Raw genomic sequence first — 1,571 nt, 5'->3', positions numbered from 1 at the left:
TAGTACAAATCAAACATACCAATTCCCCATTACCAATTATCAATTACCCACGCTTTACACTATCGATGTTTCTGGACATGATACCATATATAGCCTGATTAAATTTATTGTAAGACTTTATTGTTTATTTATACTATAACCCAAAAATTTTGCAATATCTTAATAAAGAGGGTTACCCAAACCAGTACTCTATGTCTGTAGGTTTTTAGTTTTGGATTCAAACCTGCCCACAATCACAGACAATCAAAAATGAAAAACGCAATTACGGCCTTCGGATTTTCTCTATTAACTTTAATGTTGCCCTCTGAAGCTAGGGCATATGATTTAGATTTCACTAATCTTTATGTGTTTGGGGATAGCCTATCGGATTCTGGCAATACCTTCAATAGCAGTAAGGCAGGCAATCAGGTAGATCCCACCATTCCCATCACCCCCCAGAGTCCACCCTACTTTCAGGGACGTTTTAGCAATGGTCCGATCTGGGTAGATTTTGTAGCAGATTCTCTGGAAATAGACCTAAAGCCATCTACTGACTTGTCTGTGGTGTTACCGGATTCGCCGATACTTTCTCCAATCACTATCACTCCCGATGGCCCTAGAGTGAGTTTTTTCTTCAATGGTGCGACGACTAATCAAAGCGTAAACTTTGCTTTTGGTGGTTCTCAAGCTGGATTAGCTGGCCTTGGTGAATTCGGGGCGTTGTTACCAGGATTACTCACCCAAGTCGCAGGGTTTACCAATGACCTGATTGTATCTGATCAGATCGCTGACCCCAACGCCCTCTATATTCTGTGGTCGGGTGCCAATGATTACCGGAGTGTAGACCCTCCTAATCCTACTCAGGTCGTGGGCAATATACAGACAGCAGTGAACTCCCTGTATAACTTTGGTGCTCGCAATTTCCTAGTGCTTAACTTACCAGATTTGGGAAAGATACCTCGATCACTGAGGCTAGGTAGTTTATTATCGACTGGCTTCACGGATTTGACCGACCAACATAACTCTCTGTTGGACTCCACCGTTAACGTTTTGAGCCAATCCTTAGCTGACATTAACCTGATATCCTTAGATGCCAATAACTTATTTAATCAGGTTTTGACCAATCCTGGAAACTTCGGTTTCACAAATGTGACGGGAACGTGCTTAGATGAAGCAACGTTTATTGCTTGTGCTAATCCAGACGAGTTTGTATTCTGGGATAGCATCCACCCAAGCACAGCTAGCCATCAGATCCTAGCGGAATCTACAATAGCATTACTGAAGTCCCAAGACAACGATGAGTCTAAGTCTGTACCAGAACCAGTGTCTTCTGCCTCCTTAGGAGTGATAGGGCTTGCCTGGTTGTTTCGGAAACAGTTGAATCAATCCTTTTAGATAATATCATCTATTATAACACAGTGGCAGCTTTCTGAGCTGTCACCGTTGATACTAAATCGATACTTAATAGTTTGATACTACTATTGGTAAATTCTATGGGTAAATTTCTGTTAATCTTATCTGCGATCGCTTACCTGTCTCAGACTGCTATAGCTCAGGCACAATCAAGGCGTTGGGTCAGAGTGATGTCAAAT

At 42.0% G+C, this 1,571-nt stretch carries 1 protein-coding gene; it reads left to right on the top strand.

What is annotated here, in order from left to right:
- Positions 1–249: 249 nt before the first annotated feature.
- Positions 250–1,374, top strand: a complete 1,125-nt coding sequence (locus F6K49_RS47630) for an SGNH/GDSL hydrolase family protein (protein WP_293109563.1) — start codon at positions 250–252, stop codon at positions 1,372–1,374.
- The last annotated feature ends 197 nt before the right edge of the window (positions 1,375–1,571 follow it).

Source organism: Moorena sp. SIO3I6, assembly GCF_010672095.1.
The sequence above is the reverse complement of the archived record's forward strand: the minus strand, read 5'-3'. Positions and strand labels throughout refer to the sequence as shown.